15 protein-coding genes and 2 pseudogenes are annotated in these 15099 nt (G+C 66.9%); 12 read left to right on the forward strand and 5 right to left on the reverse strand.

Annotation, left to right across the window (positions count from 1 at the left end; translation table 11 throughout):
• Positions 1 to 2: 2 nt before the first annotated feature.
• The 6 genes and pseudogenes from QT17_RS02595 to QT17_RS02620 all read left to right on the forward strand — a co-directional run bounded on the left by QT17_RS02595 (position 3) and on the right by QT17_RS02620 (position 5251).
• Positions 3 to 1200, forward strand: a pseudogene (locus QT17_RS02595) (ABC transporter substrate-binding protein).
• Positions 1201 to 1245: 45 nt separating this feature from the next.
• Positions 1246 to 2076, forward strand: coding sequence for an ABC transporter ATP-binding protein (locus QT17_RS02600; protein WP_039455905.1), 831 nt, complete (start codon positions 1246 to 1248; stop codon positions 2074 to 2076).
• 40 nt (positions 2077 to 2116) lie between these two features.
• Positions 2117 to 2857: a metal ABC transporter ATP-binding protein gene (locus QT17_RS02605; protein ID WP_039455907.1), complete on the forward strand. Its 741-nt coding sequence runs from the start codon at positions 2117 to 2119 to the stop codon at positions 2855 to 2857.
• Positions 2850 to 3656 carry a metal ABC transporter permease gene (locus QT17_RS02610; protein ID WP_039455909.1) on the forward strand — a complete coding sequence of 269 codons (807 nt, stop codon included), beginning with the start codon at positions 2850 to 2852 and terminating at the stop codon, positions 3654 to 3656. Before QT17_RS02605 ends, QT17_RS02610 begins: the two co-directional genes overlap by 8 nt.
• Positions 3657 to 3671: 15 nt before the next feature.
• Positions 3672 to 4117: pseudogene (locus QT17_RS02615) on the forward strand (Rrf2 family transcriptional regulator).
• A gap of 9 nt (positions 4118 to 4126) precedes the next feature.
• Complete coding sequence (locus QT17_RS02620; protein WP_039455911.1) at positions 4127 to 5251, forward strand: cysteine desulfurase family protein; 1125 nt, start codon at positions 4127 to 4129, stop codon at positions 5249 to 5251.
• Here the strand turns inward: QT17_RS02620 and QT17_RS02625 are convergent.
• Positions 5248 to 6930: a long-chain fatty acid--CoA ligase gene (locus QT17_RS02625; RefSeq protein ID WP_039455913.1), complete on the reverse strand. Its 1683-nt coding sequence runs from the start codon at positions 6928 to 6930 to the stop codon at positions 5248 to 5250. The genes QT17_RS02620 and QT17_RS02625 overlap by 4 nt on opposite strands.
• A gap of 89 nt (positions 6931 to 7019) precedes the next feature.
• On the opposite strand from QT17_RS02625, the gene QT17_RS02630 reads away from it, so the two are divergent.
• Together QT17_RS02630 and QT17_RS02635 are read left to right on the forward strand one after the other, a co-directional pair.
• Positions 7020 to 7646, forward strand: a complete 627-nt coding sequence (locus QT17_RS02630) for a phosphoribosyltransferase (RefSeq protein ID WP_039455915.1) — start codon at positions 7020 to 7022, stop codon at positions 7644 to 7646.
• Positions 7634 to 8014: a cupin domain-containing protein gene (locus QT17_RS02635; RefSeq protein ID WP_039455917.1), complete on the forward strand. Its 381-nt coding sequence runs from the start codon at positions 7634 to 7636 to the stop codon at positions 8012 to 8014. Before QT17_RS02630 ends, QT17_RS02635 begins: the two co-directional genes overlap by 13 nt.
• 27 nt (positions 8015 to 8041) lie before the next feature.
• On the opposite strand, the gene QT17_RS02640 is transcribed toward QT17_RS02635, so the two are convergent.
• From QT17_RS02640 to speD, 4 genes are all read right to left on the reverse strand, one after another.
• The gene (locus tag QT17_RS02640; protein WP_039455919.1) at positions 8042 to 8998 is read right to left on the reverse strand and encodes an ABC transporter permease; all 957 of its coding nucleotides are present in this window, start codon (positions 8996 to 8998) and stop codon (positions 8042 to 8044) included.
• Entirely contained in the window at positions 8988 to 9911 is a 924-nt protein-coding gene (locus QT17_RS02645; protein ID WP_039455921.1) for an ABC transporter ATP-binding protein, read from the reverse strand. The genes QT17_RS02640 and QT17_RS02645 overlap by 11 nt, the downstream gene beginning before the upstream one ends.
• A gap of 1 nt (position 9912) precedes the next feature.
• Positions 9913 to 11058 carry an NEW3 domain-containing protein gene (locus QT17_RS02650; RefSeq protein WP_039455923.1) on the reverse strand — a complete coding sequence of 382 codons (1146 nt, stop codon included), beginning with the start codon at positions 11056 to 11058 and terminating at the stop codon, positions 9913 to 9915.
• Between the two features lie 87 nt (positions 11059 to 11145).
• Positions 11146 to 11583 carry an adenosylmethionine decarboxylase gene (gene speD, locus QT17_RS02655; protein ID WP_039455924.1) on the reverse strand — a complete coding sequence of 146 codons (438 nt, stop codon included), beginning with the start codon at positions 11581 to 11583 and terminating at the stop codon, positions 11146 to 11148.
• 275 nt (positions 11584 to 11858) lie between these two features.
• On the opposite strand from speD, the gene sdhC reads away from it, so the two are divergent.
• Genes sdhC through QT17_RS02675 form a run of 4 tightly spaced genes read left to right on the forward strand, consistent with a single transcriptional unit; the run spans position 11859 to position 15052 of the window.
• Positions 11859 to 12224 carry a succinate dehydrogenase, cytochrome b556 subunit gene (gene sdhC, locus QT17_RS02660; protein WP_039455926.1) on the forward strand — a complete coding sequence of 122 codons (366 nt, stop codon included), beginning with the start codon at positions 11859 to 11861 and terminating at the stop codon, positions 12222 to 12224.
• Positions 12214 to 12609 carry a succinate dehydrogenase hydrophobic membrane anchor subunit gene (locus QT17_RS02665; protein ID WP_039455928.1) on the forward strand — a complete coding sequence of 132 codons (396 nt, stop codon included), beginning with the start codon at positions 12214 to 12216 and terminating at the stop codon, positions 12607 to 12609. The genes sdhC and QT17_RS02665 overlap by 11 nt, the downstream gene beginning before the upstream one ends.
• Position 12610: 1 nt before the next feature.
• Complete coding sequence (gene sdhA, locus QT17_RS02670) at positions 12611 to 14344, forward strand: succinate dehydrogenase flavoprotein subunit (RefSeq protein WP_039455930.1); 1734 nt, start codon at positions 12611 to 12613, stop codon at positions 14342 to 14344.
• Between the two features lie 9 nt (positions 14345 to 14353).
• Entirely contained in the window at positions 14354 to 15052 is a 699-nt protein-coding gene (locus tag QT17_RS02675; RefSeq protein WP_039455932.1) for a succinate dehydrogenase iron-sulfur subunit, read from the forward strand.
• Positions 15053 to 15099: the final 47 nt, after the last annotated feature.

The raw sequence follows: 15099 nt of genomic DNA on the forward strand, positions 1-15099 counted from the left end.
GTATGCGCAAGGGTTTGGTGGCGGTTTTGGCGGCGTTGGGCCTGGCCTTGGGCCAGCAGCAGGTGACCCTTTTCTGGTCGGGGGCCATCACCGGTCCCACCTCGGAGACGGGGGCCCCCTATGGGGCGGGGATTGAGGGACTACTGCCGGCACATGGCTCGCGCTATCCCGGGGGTGGTGCTGAGCTGCGTGGTGCGGGACGACCGCTACGATAACGCCACCACGCAGCGCCTCTTTGAGGAGGCGGTGGACCGGTTCAAAATCCCCATTTACCTGGGCTACGGCACGGGGGCCATGCTGCAGATGAAGGCCCTCATCCAGGAACTTAGGATCCCCACCCTGCCCGCCTCCAACCACGTGGGCCTCATTGACCCCCCCAACGGGGACTACTACTTCATCCCCGTTTCCACCTATTCCGAGCAGGTGGTGGCCCTCCTGGAGTACATCGCCAAGCAGAAGCGGGGGGCCAAGGTGGCCCTGGTGGTCCACCCCTCCCCCTTCGGCCGGGCCCCGGTGGAGGACGCCAAGAAGGCGGCGCAGCAGCTCGGCCTCCAGATCGTGGATGTGCAGGAGGTGGGGGCGGGGAACCTGGACAACACCGCCCTCCTGCGGCGCTTTGAGGCGGCGGGGGTGGAGTTCGTGGTGCACCAGAACGTGGCGGGCCCCGTAGCCAACATTCTGAAGGACACGCGCCGGCTTGGACTTTCCGGCAAGATGCGCCACCTGGGGGCGGTGTACACGGGCGGGGTGGACCTCTTGAGCCTGGCGGGGGAGGCGGCGGAAGGCTTCCTCTGGGCGAGCCCCTACTTCACCCCCCAGGACGACACCCCCGGCATCCGCCTGCAAAAGGAGCTGGTGGCCCGCTTCGGCCGCCCGGCGAGCTACGTGGAGAACCACAACTACACCGCGGGTATGCTGGCGGCGGCCATCGCCATTGAGGCCATGAAGCGGGCCCAGGAGCGCTTCAAGCGCACCACCAACGAGACCGTGTACCAGGCCATCGTGGGCATGAACGGGCCCAACGCCTTTAAGCCGGGGCTCGCCGTGTCCACCAAGCAGGGGATTGAGGTGGACTTCACCAAGAGCGAGCGCACGGGGGCGGAGGGGCTTAGGATCCTTGAGGCCAAGGGAGGCCGCTTCGTCCCCATCACCGAGCCCTTCACCTCGGCCCTCTTCCGCAAGGTGCACTACGGCAAGTAGCCCCTTAGGCCCGGGGGGCGACCCCCCGGGCCTTTCCCTCGCGCCATGAGCCTGAACCCCACGCGCCCAGAAGACCTCGGTCCCATCCTGCTTTTGGTCAACAACATTGAGGTGGTCTACCACGACATCATCCAGGTGCTGAGAGGGGTTTCCCTCAAGGTGCCCGAGGGCCGGATCACCGCCCTTTTAGGCCCCAACGGGGCGGGGAAGACCACCACGCTAAGGGCCATCTCCGGCCTCCTCATCCCCGAGGACGGGGAGGTGGTGCGGGGCGAGATCCTCTACGGGGAAAAGCCCATCCACGGCCTGCCCCCCGAGGAGATCGTGAAGCTGGGCATCGTCCAGGTGCTGGAGGGGCGGAGGGTCTTCAAGCACCTCACGGTGGAGGAGAACCTGCGGGTGGGGACCCTCACCCGCAAAGACGCCCGGCTTAAGGAGGAGCTGGAGCGCATCTACCACTACTTCCCCCGCCTGGCCGACCTCCGCCACCGCCTGGCGGGCTACTGCTCTGGCGGGGAGCAACAGATGATCGCCATCGGGCGCGCCCTCTTGGCCAAGCCGAGGCTTCTTCTCCTGGATGAGCCTTCCTTGGGCCTGGCCCCCCTTTTGGTGCGGGAGATCTTTGACATCGTGGCCCGGGTGAACGCCGAGGAAGGGGTCACGGTGCTGGTGGTGGAGCAAAACGCCCGGGTGGCCCTTTCCATCGCCCACTACGGCTACATCATGGAAACGGGGCGGATTGTGTTGGAGGGGAACCGGGACTACCTTTTGGAGAACCCCGACGTCCAGGAGTTCTACCTGGGGGTGGCCAAGGGCGGGGGGCGGAAGAGCTTCAAGGAGGTGAAGGCCTACAAAAGGCGCAAGCGCTTCATGTAGCCCCTTGACCAAATAGTGAAAACTCAGTATCGTTAAGGGCGTGTGGGCCCTGGAGGTGGAGGATCTCGCCGTGCGCCTGGGGGAGTTCTGGGCCCTGGAGGGGGTCTCCTTCCGGGTGCCGGAAGGGGCCTTCGTGGCCATCGTGGGGCCCAACGGGGCGGGGAAGAGCACGCTCCTCAAGGCCCTCTTGGGCCTGGTGCCTTTCCGGGGGAGGGTGCGGGTCTTGGGGCGTCCCTTGGCGGAGGCCGACCCCCTGTGGTTCGGCTATGTGCCCCAGATCAAGGCCTTTGACCGCTCCTTCCCCGCCTTGGCCCTGGAGCTGGTGGCCACGGGGCTTCTCGGGCGCTGGCCTTTCCGCCTGAGCTCCAAGGTGCGGGCGGAGGCCCTTCGCGCCTTGGCCCGGGTGGGGGCGGAGGGCCTGGCGGAAAGGCCCTTGGGCCGGCTTTCCGGGGGGCAGCTCCAGCGGGTCTACCTGGCCCGGGCCTTCGTACGCCGGCCCCGGCTCCTCCTCCTGGACGAGCCCGCCACGGGGGTGGACCGGGCGGGGGAGGTGGACCTTTACCGCTACCTCGAGGCCTATCAGGCGGAAACGGGGGCCACGGTCCTCATGGTCACCCACGACTGGGAGGCGGCCCACCACGCCAGCCACGTCCTGGTGCTCAACCGCAAGGTGGTGGGCTTCGGCCCTCCTGAACGGGCCCTAAGCGAGGAGTGCCTCCGCCAGGCCTTCGGCCACCTGGGCCACGCCCACGGCCTTTACGTGGGGGGTAGCGGTGCTTGAGGCCTTGGCTTATCCCTTCTTCCAGCGGGCCCTCCTGGCCGGGCTTTTGGTGAGCCTCTTGGCCGGGCTCCTTTCCCCCTTCGTGGTGCAAAGGCGGCTTTCCTTCCTGGGGGATGGCCTGGCCCACGCCGCCTTCGCCGGGGTGGCCCTGGGGCTTTTCCTGCGGGGAGAGCCCTTATGGTTCGCCCTCCCCTTCACCTTCGTGGTGGCGCTCGCCATCACCTTCGTGAAGGAACGCACCGAGCTTTCCGAGGACACCGCCATCGGTGTCTTCTTCGCCCTTTCCGTGGCCTTGGGGGCGGTCTTCCTGGCCAAGGCCAAGGGGTACGTGGGGGACGCCATGGGCTACCTCTTCGGCTCCCTCTTGGCGGTGGGACCTGAGGACCTTTGGGCCTTGGGGCTCCTTGCCCTTTTGGGGCTTTTCCTCCTCCCCCTTTGGGGGAGCTTGGCCTACGCCACCTTGGACCGGGAGCTCGCCCTGGCGGACCGCCTGCCCGTGGTCATCCACGACTACCTTCTTTCCGGCTTCCTCGCCGTGAGCCTGGTTCTGGCGGTGAAGGTGGTGGGGGTGCTTTTGGTGGCGGCCTTTTTGGTCATCCCCGGGGCCACGGCCCGGCTCCTTTCCCCCACCTTCGCCCGCATGACCCTCCTTTCCCTCCTCTTGGCCGCCCTTTCCACCCTCTTAGGCCTCTTGCTCTCCTTCCTCCTGGACTGGCCCAGCGGGGCCAGCGTGGTCCTGGCCCAGGCGGGGTTCTTTGCCCTTGCCTTCACAAAATGGCTATTTCCGCACGGCAAATAGGGATATACTTAGGGCATGTGGGTTTCCACGAAGGCCCAGTACGGCCTAAGGGCCCTGGTGGAGATCGGCCTCCGCGCCCCCGAGGCGGTGCCGCTTAAGGAGGTGGCCGAGGCCCAGGGCATCAGCCAGCACTACCTGGAGCAGATCGCCGCCCAGCTGCGCCGGGCGGGGTTCATCCGCTCCGTGCGGGGGGCCAAGGGGGGTACCGCCTGGCCCGCCCCCCGGAGCGGGTCACCGCCCTGGAGGTGGTGGAGGCCCTGGAGGGGAGCCTGGCCCCCGTTTCCTGCATTGAGGACCCGGAAAGCTGCGCCAAGGTGGGGCAGTGCTCCACGGAGCTCCTCTGGAAGCGGGTGGACCTGGCCATGCGCCAGGTTCTGGGGGGGACCACCCTCAAGGACCTCATTGAGGAACGGAAGCTCATAGAGGCGAGGCGCCTCATCCAGCTGGAGCCCGCGGGGTAGGCTTAGGAGGTGCGCGGGATCTATCTGGACCACGCCGCCACCACCCCCCTGGACCCCGAGGTGCGGGAGGCCATGCGGGGGGTGGAGGAGGTATTTGGCAACCCCAGCAGCATCCACCGCTACGGCCAGGAAGCCCGGCGGGTGCTGGAGGGGGCCAGGGAGAAGGTGGCCACCCTTCTGGGGGTAAGGCCCCGGGAGGTGGTCTTCACCAGCGGGGGCTCGGAGGCGGACGCCTTGGCCCTTTTGGGGGTGGCCTTGGCCAAGGGGCGGGGCCACGTGGTGAGCACGGAGGTGGAGCACTCGGCGGTGCTCGGGGCCCTGCGCCTTTTGGAGCGGTTAGGCTTCGCCGTCACCCGGCTTAGGCCCGACCCCACGGGCTTCGTCTACCCCGAGCAGGTGGCGGAGGCCCTCCGGCCCGACACCATCCTGGTGAGCGTCATGGCGGCCAACAACGAGGTGGGGACCCTTTACCCCGTCCGGGAGATGGCCGAACTGGCCCATGCCCGCGGCGTTCTTTTCCACACGGATGCGGTGCAGGCGGTGGGGCATGTTCCCTTCCGGGCGGACGAGGTGGGGGCGGATCTTGTTTCCTTGAGCGCCCACAAATTCCACGGGCCCAAGGGGGTGGGGGCCCTTTTGGTGCGCCAGGGGGTGGACCTCCTTCCCCTGGTGCCGGGAAGCCAGGAAGGGGGGAGGCGGGGGGGGACGCCAAGCCCGGCCCTGGCCTGGGGCATGGCGGTGGCCTTGGAGAAGGCCCTAAGGCTTCTCCCCGAGGAGGCCCCGCGCCTCGCCGCTCTAAGGGACCGCCTCGAGGCCGGCCTCCTCGCCGTGCCCGGGGTGGAGCGGAACGGCCACCCCACGGCCCGCCTGCCCCACCTGACGAACGTCACCGTGAAGGGGGCGGACGGGGAGGCTTTGCTTCTCGCCATGGACCTCTTGGGCGTGGCGGTGTCCTCGGGCTCCGCCTGCTCCGCGGGGAGCCTGGAGCCCTCCCACGTCCTCCTGGCCCTGGGCCGCTCCCCCAAGGAGGCCAAGGCCTCCTTGCGCTTCTCCTTGGGCCGCGCCACCACCCTCGAGGAGGTGGACAAGGCGGTGGCCGCCTTTAAGGAGGCGGTGGCGCGGGCCCGGGGCTAGCCCTGCTTCTTGGCGAACTCCTCCCTGAGTTCCCGCCTCAGGATCTTCCCCACGCTGGACTTGGGGAGGCTATCGCGGAAGGCGATGATGCGGGGCACCTTGTAGGCGGCGAGGTTTTGGCGGCAGAAGGCCTCCATGTCCTTTTCCGTCACCTTGCCCCGGTACTCGGGTTTGAGGACGAGGAAGGCGGCCACGGTTTCCCCGCGGTAGGGGTCGGGGACGCCCACCACGGCGGCCTCCTGGACGGCTTCGTGCTGGTAGAGGACCTCTTCCACCTCGCGGGGGTAGATGTTGTAGCCCCCGGCGATGATCAAGTCCTTTTTGCGGTCCACGATGTAGAAGTAGCCGTCTTCGTCCATGCGGGCCATGTCGCCGGTGTAGAGCCAGCCGTCCTTGAGGGCCTTTTGGGTTTCCTCGGGGCGGTTCCAGTAGCCTTTCATGACGTTGGGGCCCTTGACGATGAGCTCGCCCACCTCGCCCGGGGGCACCTCCCGCCCCTCCGCGTCCACCACCTTGGCCTCCACGCTGGGGAGGGGCATGCCGATGGAGCCCTTCTTCACCACCCCCTCCACCGGGTTGGAGTGGGTCACGGGGCTGGCCTCGGAGAGGCCGTAGCCCTCAATGAGCCGGGCCCCGGTGATCTCCTCAAAGCGTTTGGCCACCTCCACCGGCAAGGGCGCCGCCCCCGAGAGGCAGATGCGGATGCTCTTGACGTTGCGCTTCTCAATCCCGGGGAAGTTGTTGAAGGCCACGTACAGGGTGGGGACCCCGGGAAAGTGGGTGACGCCGTGCTTCTCTATGGCCTCCACGATGGGGCCGATTTCCGGGCGGGGCAAAAGGACGATCTTGTAGCCGGAAAAGAGCCCGTAGTTCATGGCCACGGTCATGCCGTAGACGTGGAAGAAGGGAAGGGCCCCCAGCATCACCCCCTTGCCCAAAAGCTCCCGGGAGGTGGGGTCCCAGGCGTCAATCTGGAGCACGTTGGCCACCAGGTTGCGGTGGGTCAGCATGGCCCCCTTGGAGATCCCCGTGGTGCCCCCGGTGTACTGCAAAAGGGCCAGCTCCTCGGGACCGGCCACGTGGGGCGCGGCGGGGGGGCGCTTGAGGAGGTCCAGGAAGGCGTGAAACCCTTCCCGCTTGGGGAAGCCCAGGGGAAGCTTGTCCCTTTTGGCCTTTAGGGGGTAGAGGAGGTTTTTGGGGAAGGGCAGGAAGTCCTTGATCCCGGTGACCACCACCCGCTTCACCGGGGTTTCCCCTTCCACCTCGAGGAAGCGGGGGAGAAGGTGGTCCAGGATCACCAGGGTTTCCGCCCCGGCGTCGGATAGCTGGTGCCTGAGTTCCCTTGGGGTGTACAGGGGGTTCACGTTCACCCCCACGCCCCCCGCCAGGAGGGTGCCGAAGAAGGCCAGGACGAACTGGGGGGAGTTGGGGAGCATGATGGCCACCCGCTCCCCGGGTTTCACCCCGAGGTCCTTAAGCCCTTGGGCGAAGCGGCGGGCGAGGTCCCAGGTTTCCCCGTAGGTCAGGGTTTTCCCCAAAAACTCCAGGGCCACGTTTTGGGGAAAGCGCTTGGCGCTCTCCTCCAAAAAGCGCCAAAGGGGAATGGGGGGGACGTCTATCTCCGCCGGTACACCGGGGTCGTAATGGGCCAACCAAGGCTTGGTGCTGACTTCGGACATGCTACCCTCCTTTGCCCTTCAGGCTACCAAACACTTTATACCGCGTTCAAGACCAGGGGCTGGTGTAGCATGGATGGCGGAGGTTTCCTATGCGCTTCCGTGACCGCCGGCACGCCGGAGCCCTCTTGGCCGAGGCCTTACAACCCTTGGGCTTGGAGCGTCCCGTGGTTTTGGGCATACCCCGGGGCGGGGTGGTGGTGGCGGACGAGGTGGCCCGGCGCCTGGGGGGCGAGCTGGACGTGGTCTTGGTGCGCAAGGTGGGGGCGCCCGGCAACCCCGAGTTCGCCTTGGGGGCGGTGGGGGAAAGGGGGGAGCTCATCCTCCGCCCCTACGCCTTGCAGTTCGCCGACCAAAGCTATTTGGAACGGGAGGCGGCCCGGCAAAAGGACGTGATCCGCAAGCGGGCGGAACGCTACCGCAAGGTGCGTCCCAAGGTGCCCCTGGCCGGGAGGGACGTGGTGTTGGTGGACGACGGCATCGCCACGGGGGCCAGCATGGAGGCGGCCCTTTCCGTGATCTTGGCGGAGGGCCCGAGGCGCGTGGTGGTGGCGGTGCCCGTGGCGAGCCCGGAAGCGGTGGAAAAGCTGAAGGAGCGGGCGGAGGTGGTGGCCCTTTCCGCCCCCCCCGACTTCGCCGCCGTGGGGGCCTACTACCTGGACTTCAGCGAGGTCACGGACGAGGAAGTGGAGGGCCTTTTGCTACAATGGGCGGCATGAAGCCCGTGGTCAAGCAGGCGGCCAGCGTGGAGGCCCGCCCCGTGGAGCGGGGGGAGAAGGCCTTCATCCAGGTCCTCATCGGCCCCGAGGACGGGGCGCCCCACTTCATCACCCGCAAGTTCACCCTCCTCCCCGGGGGGCGGATCCCCAAGCACAAGCACCCCACCATTGAGCACGAGCAGTACGTGCTTTCCGGGCGCATGAAGGTCTTTTTGGGGAACGAGGTGCGGGAGGTTTCCGCCGGCCAGGCGGTCTACATTCCCCCCGACACCCCGCACGCCTACGTGAACGAGGGGGAGGAGCCCGTGGAGTTCCTCTGCGTCATCCCCAAGACCAGCGCCTACGCCACGGAATGGCTGGAGGAGTAAGGGCCGTGGGCGCGCCCGCGGCCCTTTTTAGGCCCGCACCTCCTGCCGCTGGAAGGCCACGTAGGCCAGGGTGAAGAGGAGGATGACCAGGGCGAAAAGCCCGGTGAGCTGGGGCCACACTAGGAGAAGGCTCTGCCCCAGGGGCAAGGGGGTCCCGAGCACCGCCCCTTCCAGTTGGGTGATGAGGATGGGCCCCAGGGAGCGCACCGCCGGGTTTAGGACGGCGGTGAGGGTTTCGGCGTAGAGGGTGTTGGGGGAAAGCCGGGAGATCCAGAGGGCCAGGTTGGCCTGCCTCAGCTGGCTTTCTGGGTCAAAGGGGTCGGCCTGGAGGAGGAGGGCGCTCGCCGCCAGGTCGGTGAGGATGGGGAAGAAGACGGCGAAGAAGAGCCAGACCCCGATGGCGGCCAGGGCAGCGGTGGCGGGCTGGCGGAAAAGCACCGAGAAGAGAAGGCCCAAGGCGAGCCAGAACCCGGCGTAGGCCAGGGTGGCCAGGAGGAAGAAGAAGGCCCGGGCCATCTCCTCCGCCTCGGGGGGCACGCCCAGGGTGAAAAGCCCAAGGCCCACCACCAGGAGGAAGAGGGCGAGGAGGAGGACCGCCAAGGTGCCGAGCCCCGCCAGGAACTTGCCGAAGAGGAGGGCGTCGCGGTAGATGGGCTGGGAGAGGATGCGGGAAAGGGTGCCCCGGGCGTACTCCCCGTTCACGGCGTCAAAGGCCAGGGCGATGGCCGCCAGGGGAACAAAGAAGGAGAGGAAGCCCACGAAGGAGGGCAGGGGGTCCTGGGCGGTGGTGAGAAGCTTGAGGTAGAGGTAGGGGTCCTCCCCCACGGTCTGCCGCAGGGTCTGGGTGCCCGTGTATAGGGCGGCCAGGGCGGAAAGGAGGATGAGGGCCTCCAGGATCCGCATCCTGAGCCCCGAGAGGTGGTCGGCCATCTCCTTGAAGAAGACGGCCCAAAGCCCGGTCCACGGGGAGCCTTCACGCCGCATGGGCCACCTCCTGGAAGTAGTGGGCGTAGACTTCGTCCAGGCTGGGCTTGCGTAAGGAGAGGCCGTAGAGGCTACCTTGGGTCACGGCGATGCGGGCCAGCTCGGGCCTGAGGTCACGGGTGGCGAGGATGCGGTAGCGCCCCTCTTCCGCCTCCACCTTGGCCACCCCGTCCAAGGCGGCGAAGGCCTGGGCGAGGCCCGGGCTCGCCTCCACCAGGATCTCGTACCCGCCCCCCAGCACCCGTTGGGCCAGCTCCTCCACGGTGCCCAGGAGGGCGAGCCTTCCCTTGTGGAAAAGCCCCACCCGGTCGCAGATCTCCTGCACCTGGTGCAGGAGGTGGCTGGAAAGGAGCACGGTGATGCCCTCCTGCTTCAGGCCCTTGATGAGGGCCAAGAACTCCCGGGCGGCCTCGGGGTCCAGGCCCAGGGTGGGCTCGTCCAGGATGGCCACTCTGGGCCTTTTGAGGAGGACCTCCGCCAGGCCCAGGCGCTGCCGCATGCCCCGGCTGAAGGCGGAAACCCGGCGGTCTTTGACCTCCCAAAGCCCCATGCGCTTTAGAACCTCCTCAATGCGGGCCTTGGCCTCGGCCTCGGGAAGGCCCAAAAGCCTTGTGGTGTAGCGCAGGTTCTCCCAGGCGGTGAGCTCCCCGTAGAAGCCCACCTGGTCAGGGAGGTAGCCCACCTTGGCCTTCACCTTTAGGGGCTCCCGCATGGGGTCCAGGCCCAGGACCCGGGCCTCCCCCGCGGTGGGCTCGGTGAGGCCCAGGAGCATGAGGATGGTGGTGGTTTTGCCCGAGCCGTTGGGGCCAAGGAGGCCGAAGACCTCCCCTTCCGCCACCTCCAGGTTCAGGTTCTCCACGGCCACCACCCGACCGTAGCGCTTGGTGAGGCCGCGGGTTTGGATGACCGTCATGCTACCTCCGGCCGAAGCGGTTCACGGCGAAGCCCAGGACCAGGAGGGCCACCGCCATGATCCCCACCCCCACCAGGCCCCAGAGGCTGGAGCGGACCACGGTGGCCCGGTAGTCCAGACTTGCGGAAACCCCCTCGTCCCCCGAGAGGGAAAGCGTCACCATGTAGTCCCCGGTGACCGCCTTGGGGGTGGGCTTGATGCGAGCGGTCACCTCCTGTTCCTGGCCGGGGTTCAGGGCTTCTAGCTTGTCCGGCTCAAACTTCACCTCCCAGCCCGAGGGCTCCATGGCGCTGAAGGAGAGGTTCTTGGCGGGGGCGCTCCCCTCGTTTTTCACCAGGAGCTTCACCGGGTTCTCCCGGCCCGCCACCACCTGGCCGGAAAGCCTTCCTTCCTTGGTGGTGAAGCGCACCTCGGGCCGCCCCGTGACCTCCAGGGTGAGGGCGAGCTCCGCCTTGGCCTCCCCCGCCACCGCCCGCAGGGTGAGGCCGTAGGTGTCCGCCTTGGTATCCTTGGGCAGGGAAACCTCCACGTCCAGGTCCTTGCTTTCCCCCGCCTTGATGGGGAGGCTCGTGACCTGCTGGCTGGCGAAGGCGGGGGTGAAGGTCACCTGGAAGCCCTTGGGGGCCTCGTACTCCAGGGAGACCAAAAGGTCCCGATCGGACTCGTTTTTGAGGGTCACCCGGTAGCGGAAGGAGCTGGTGGGGGGGCCTTTGAGCACGGGGAGTTCGGCCTCGAGGCTAAGCCGTTGCGGCAGCCCTTGGCCCACCACCAAGGCGATGGGAAGGCTCGCCGTCTGGCCCAGCCCCTCGGCCCGGACCAGGAAGCGGTAGGTGCCCGCCTTCACCTCCTTGGGGGGCTGGAGGCGGAGGGTCAAGGTGGCCTCCCCATCGGGGGCTAGGTAGACGGCCCGCACCAACCGCCCGCCTCCGATGAGGCTCGCCTGCCAACCCTGGGGCACCTCCGCCAGGGAGAGCCGCACCACCCCCGGGGGCAGGCCGTGGTTTTTCAGGGTGAGGGTCAGGTTCACGCTCTCCCCGGGCTGCACCCCCATCTCGGGGTAAGGGGTGCCCAGGGAAAGGCCCCGGAAACCTTGGGCCAAGGCCAGACCCAAGAGGATGACCGCCAAGGGAAGCAGTTTGCGCACCATACCTAAGCCTCCTTTATCAAGGCTAGGCAGAAAGGATGAGCGCAAAATGAAAACCCCGGGCGCGCCCGGGGAAGGGAGGTGGGCCCGCTAGCCCATGCGGGCTTCCAGGTACTCCCGCTCGCCCAGGACGATCTTCCGGGCCAACTCGGGGTCCTTGGGGAACTCCTTGCCCCGGTGGATCATGTAGGTCTCGTAGCGCCCGATCTCAAAGACCTCGGCCAGCTTCTTCAGGGCCTTGGCCATGTCAAAGGCCTTGCAGGAGAAGATGTCAATGGAGAGGAAGCGCTTCTTGGGGAAGGTGTGGATGGCGATGTGACTTTCGGCGATGATCACCACCCCCGTCACCCCTTCTTCCCCGTTGGGCCCGTAGCTGTAGACGAAGGGGGGAAGCACCTTGGTCATCTCCATTTCCTCGGGGAGCTCGTCCAGAACGCGGCGCACCAGCTCGGCGTCCCGGAGCTTGGCGGGGTTGGCGTCGTACCCGTCCACCATGAGATGCGGACCGAATCCGAAGAGTTCCACCATGACCACCTCCTTCCCGTGCCCCCCGGGGTATTCCCCGCGGCACGCCCCCCATTATGCCCCCCCCTCCCCCCCCTGTCAATACCTCGTTCCCTGGCGGAAAAACCCCGGATGGCCCCCGGGGGATACCGCCGGGGGTTCTTGGTCCAGGGGGCTTGGGGGGAGATGCCCTCAGCTCAAGCCTTTTATACGGGATAGGGGTATTGAGGGGGGAGTGTGCCCTTCCCGACGCAACGGGCGAGGAGGAGGGTGTATGATAACCCCGGCAAGGAGGTGCCATGTACAGGGGAAGAGAAGGGCAGTGGGCGTTTTACCTGCACCGGATCTCGGGCCTGGGCATCCTGGTCTTCCTCATGCTCCACGTTGCCAACATCGCCAGCGCCATGTGGGGGCCGGAGGTGTCCAACGCCCTCATGAAGTTCTACCACCAGCCCGTGTTCCAGGTGGGGCTTTTGTTCCTCATCGCCGGGGTGCTCTACCACGGCTTCAACGGGCTTCGGATCATCCTCATGGACTTCACCGCCTGGGGGGTGCGCTACCAGAGGCAACTTTGGTACGCCGTGTGGGTGCTTTTTGTCCTCTTCTACCTGCCCTTCTTGGTGAAGATCGGCGGCGGCATCCTGGGAGGGAGCCATGGCGATTAAGTCCAAGCGCTACCCAGAGGCCCGGCTCGAGGCCAGCACCAACCTGGAGCTTTACTGGTGGGTCTTCATGCGCATCTCTGGGGTGGTCTTGGTCTTCTTGCTCATCGGCCACATGTGGATGAACGCCGTGATGACGGATCTCAACAGCATCAACTACGACTACGTGGCCAAGAGACTTTCCCAGACCACCTGGAAAATCTACGACTGGCTCATCCTGGCCCTGGCCCTCCTGCACGGGGGCAACGGGCTTCGCTACGTGCTGGACGACTGGATCCGCCACCCGGCCAAGCGCTTTTGGACCAAGGTGGTGCTCTACGGCCTCATCGCTTTCCTCTTCTTCCTGGGGAGCCTGAGCCTGTTCAACCACGACTTTGGGGTGAAGTAGTATGGCGCACAGACACGAGGTCATCGTGGTGGGGGCGGGCGGGGCGGGCCTCGCCACCGCCCTTTATGCGGCCAGGGAAGGCGCCGACGTGGCGGTGGTCAGCAAGCTCTATCCCACCCGGAGCCACACCGGGGCGGCCCAAGGGGGGATAGGTGCGGCGCTGGGCAACGTGGAGGAGGACCACTGGGAATGGCACATGTTTGACACGGTCAAGGGGGGGGACTACCTCACCGACCAGGACGCCGCCGAGGTCTTCGCCAAGGAGGTCATTGAGGCGGTGATTGAGCTGGAGCACATGGGCCTTCCCTTTGACCGCCTCCCCAACGGCAAGATCGCCCAGCGCCGCTTCGGCGGGCACACCAAGGACTGGGGCAAGGCCCCGGTGCACCGGGCGGCCCACGCCGCCGACCGCACCGGGCACATGATCCTCCAGACCCTCTACCAGCAGTGCGTCAAGCACAACATCACCTTCTATAACGAGTTCCATGTCACCGACGTGATCCTCGAGGACGGGGTGGCCAAGGGTTTGGTGGCCCTGGAGCTGGCCACGGGGGAGCTTCACCTCTTCCAGGCCAAGGCCATCGTCATCGCCTCCGGGGGGTTTGGTCGCATCTACAAGGTGACCTCCAACGCCTACACCCTCACGGGGGACCTGCAGGCCATCCTCTACCGCAAGGGCCTGCCCCTGGAGGACATGGAGTTCTACCAGTTCCACCCCACGGGGCTTTACCCCTTGGGCATCCTCCTCACCGAGGGGGCCCGGGGCGAGGGGGGCATTTTGCGCAACGCCCTGGGCGAGCGCTTCATGGAGCGCTACGCCCCCACCATCAAGGACCTGGCCCCCCGGGACATGGTCTCTCGGGCCATGTACCTGGAGGTGCGGGAAGGGCGCGGGGTGGGCCCCAAGAAGGACCACGTCCTCCTGGACCTCACCCACCTGCCCCCCGAGGTCATTGAGAAAAAGCTTCCCGACATCACCGAGTTCAGCCGCATCTACCTGGGGGTGGACCCCTTGAAGGAGCCGGTGCCGGTGATGCCCACGGCCCACTACGCCATGGGGGGGATCCCCACCACGCTCTGGGGCCAGGTGATCCAGGACGAGAAGAACACCGTGGTCCCCGGGCTCTACGCCGCCGGGGAGGCGGCCTGCGTGAGCCTGCACGGGGCAAACCGCCTGGGTACCAACTCCTTGGGGGACCTGGTGGTCTTCGGCCGCCGGGCCGGGATCCACGCCGCCCGCTTCGCCAAGGACGCCGACTACCACGAGCTCACCGAGGAGCACCTGGGCCCAAGCCGGGAGCGCATTGAGCGCATCAAGAACTCCACGGGCAAGGAGAAGGTGGCCGTCCTTAGGGCCGAGTTGCAGCAGTCCATGATGGACCACGCCTCCGTCTTCCGCACCGGGGAGCTTTTGCAAAAGCAGGTGGAGATCCTCAAGGAGCTCATGGACCGCTATCAGCGGATCTCCATTGACGACAAGGGGGACGCCTACAACACCGAGCTGGTGGAGGCCTTGGAGCTCGGGTACCTCCTGGAGGTCTCCGAGGCCTTGGTCCACTCCGCCCTCAACCGCACGGAGTCCCGCGGGGCCCACGCCCGGGAGGACTACCCCGAGCGGGACGACCACAACTGGCTCAAGCACACCCTGGCCTACAAGGTGGCGGACGGCAAGGTGGCCTTCCGCTACAAGCCCGTGGTTCTGGGCCGCTTTGAGCCCAAGGCCCGCACCTACTAGGAGGCGCCCATGCAGGTCACCCTGAAGATCCTCCGCTTTGACCCTGCTAAGGACCAAAGGCCCCGCTGGCAGACCTACCAGGTGGAGGCCGAGCCTTGGGATAGGGTCTTGGACCTCCTCCACAAGGTCAAGTGGGACCAGGACGGCACCCTGGCCTTCCGCCGCAGCTGCGGCCACGGCATCTGCGGCTCCGACGCCATGCTCATCAACGGCCGGAACCGCCTGGCCTGCAAGACCCTGGTGAAGGACCTGGGCAGCGTCATCACCGTGGAACCCATCCGGGGGCTGCCGGTGGAGAAGGACCTCATCGTGGACATGGAGCCTTTCTTCGCCGCTTACCGGGCGGTGAAGCCCTTCCTCATCAACGAGGAGCCCCCGCCCCAAAGGGAGCGCCTCCAATCCCCCGAGGAACGGGAGCGCTTTGACCAGGGCACCAAGTGCATCCTCTGCGCCAGCTGCACCACCAGCTGCCCCGTCTTCTGGGTGAACGGCACCTACTTGGGCCCGGCGGCCATCGTCCAGGCCCACCGCTTCATCTTTGACTCCCGCGACCGGGGGAAGCGGGAGCGCTTTAAGGCCTTGGGCTCGGGAAGCGGGGTTTGGCGGTGCCGCACGGCCTACAACTGCACCGAGGCTTGTCCGCGGGAGATCCCCGTCACCCAGCTCATTGAGGAGGTGAAGCGGGAGATCCTCTTTGACCGCTTCTAAGCGTTGCGCTTGGGGGACGGAGGGGGGACTTCTCCCCTCCGTTTTCT

This window comes from Thermus sp. 2.9 (assembly GCF_000794385.1).
GTDB classification, from domain to species: Bacteria; Deinococcota; Deinococci; order Deinococcales; family Thermaceae; genus Thermus; species Thermus thalpophilus.